The sequence below is a fragment of the Thermoanaerobaculia bacterium genome, assembly GCA_035717485.1.
In the GTDB taxonomy this organism is placed as follows: domain Bacteria; phylum Acidobacteriota; class Thermoanaerobaculia; order UBA5066; family DATFVB01; genus DATFVB01.
Genome location: DASTIQ010000293.1, coordinates 1 through 2001 on the forward strand (window position 1 = coordinate 1; position 2001 = coordinate 2001).

The 2001-nt window shown below is 67.2% G+C and carries 3 protein-coding genes; 1 reads left to right on the forward strand and 2 read right to left on the reverse strand.

The features are described 5' to 3' along the window. Positions 1-339: 339 nt before the first annotated feature. Positions 340-792, reverse strand: coding sequence for a hemerythrin domain-containing protein (locus VFS34_15365; GenBank protein HET9795831.1), 453 nt, complete (start codon positions 790-792; stop codon positions 340-342). A 110-nt stretch (positions 793-902) separates the two neighbouring features. Here VFS34_15365 and VFS34_15370 point away from each other — a divergent pair, with 110 nt between their 5' ends. Beyond that, on the forward strand, positions 903-1382 hold the full coding sequence (locus VFS34_15370) for an SgcJ/EcaC family oxidoreductase (protein HET9795832.1): 480 nt from the start codon (positions 903-905) through the stop codon (positions 1380-1382). A gap of 93 nt (positions 1383-1475) precedes the next feature. On the opposite strand, the gene VFS34_15375 is transcribed toward VFS34_15370, so the two are convergent. Further along, positions 1476-2001: ATP-binding cassette domain-containing protein (locus VFS34_15375; protein ID HET9795833.1), on the reverse strand; the 526-nt coding region annotated here is incomplete at its 5' end.

Sequence of the window (2001 nt, forward strand, 5' to 3'; positions counted from 1 at the left end):
GGAGGCCCTCGACCGCTTCGGCGCCCCTTCCGTCGGCCGGGCGCGCACGCGCTTGCGCGCTGGAACGCGCCGGCCTCCCACATCGCGAACCTCCTCCGCTCGGTTGCTCGCGCACTGGCCTGCGCGGCGATCGGCGCGCCCGGCGCATTCGCGCCGGCCGCTTCGCGGCTGCGACTTCGTCGCGCGCTGGAATTCCTTCGCGGAGACTTTTCGCGATGTGACCTTCGCGGCTCGGGCTGAGCCTTCGACCGCTTCGGCGCCCGACCGGAGGCGGGCGAGGGGAGGGCCGCCCAGAACGTTCGGGCCGACCCCTGATCCGCCGCCGGGCGCCGAAGGGCCCTAGCCGACCTCGACGAGCTCGCCCTTCCGGGCTTCCATCTCTTCGCCGAGCTCCTCCAGCCGGTCCTTGGAGAGGTTCTTCCGGGCCTGCTTGAACATTTCCTCTTCTTCTTCCGAAGCGTGATGCTCGACGCTTTCCTTGAGGACCGTCATCTTCGCGTCGAACTGTTCGTCGGAGGGCTTCATCTTTCCGATCTCCGCCACCAGGGTCTTCACGATCTTGTGCTCCTCGACGGCCTCGCGCACCTCGTCCTTCACCTCTTCCGAGCGCGCCGCCTTGACCGCCGGATAGAAGATCTCCTCCTCGATCTCCGCGTGGACGGTGAGGGCTTCGCAGATCTGCGCCGCCAGCTTTTCCTTCTTTGCGACCGCCCGGTCGCCCGCCTTCTCGTATTCCTTGAAAAGCGCCCTCACCTCGTCGTGATCCTGTTTCAGGAGTTTCGTCGCGTCCATGGGTTTTTCCTTCCGCGCCCGGCTTTTCCGGCGCATCTCCGCCGCGGCGAGACTGCCCGGCATCCCGAAGGGGAGCAGAACCCGTGCCATGGAACGAGGATAATTGCCGGATGAAGCATCGATGGTCGATCGGCGCGGGCGTCGTGGCATTTGTCTTGTTCGGCGCGGCTTTCGGCGGGATCTGCGCGGCCGAACCCCCGCACTCCGGAGATCCCGTCCTCGACCGCGCGATCGCGCAGGCCAACTCCGAGTGGGCCACGGCGATGAAAACCGGGGATGCGGCCGTGATCGCGCGGCCTTACCTCGACGACGCGGTCTTCGTCGGAGTCGACGGAAGCTCCGTCCGGGGACGCGCCGCGATCGAGGAGCTCTACCGCGAGCGGTTCCGGAAGAACGGGCTCGCGGCCGGGACGCGGATCGAGCCGCGGCGCGTCACCCTCGACGGAGACCTCGCCTATGAAACCGGGTATGGTGAGGTGACGTACAGGAAGGACGGGAAACCCGCGACGAGCGGCGGGCCGTATCTGACCGTCTGGCGCAAGCAAGCGGATGGAGAGTGGAAGATCCTGCGGAACGTGGTGCTGCCGTGAACCGCAGCCGCGAGTCGCGAGTCAACGGGTCGCGAGCACCAGTGCCTGATCCCGTTCCCTGAATACCGGACTCTCGACTCGCCGACTTCTCTTCTAAACGTTCCCCCTCACCAGATCCGCCGCGTTCGGCATCGCGACTTTCCGTTCCCCCGTTCCCTCCGCTTCGTCGATCGTGTCCCCTTCGCCCGGCGCCAGGAAGAGGTTCATCTGGCGGCCGTGCTGGCGCGTGTAGAGGTCGTGGTATCGGCCGCGGGCGGCATAGAGCTCGTCGTGCGAGCCGCGCTCGATGATCTCTCCTCCCTCGACGACGAGGATCTGGTCGGCGCGCCGGATCGTGCTGAGGCGATGGGCGATCACGAACGTGGTGCGCCCGCGCATCAGGTACGAGAGCCCTTCCTGAATGAGGGCCTCCGATTCGGAATCGAGCGACGACGTGGCCTCGTCGAGGATCAGGATCCGCGGATCGGCGAGGATCGCCCGGGCGATCGAGATCCGCTGGCGCTGGCCGCCGGAGAGCTTCACGCCGCGTTCTCCGACGATCGTGTTCCAGCCGTCCGGGAACTTGTCGGCGAACTCGTCGACGCGCGCGATCGCGCCGGCCCGATGGATCTCCTCGTCG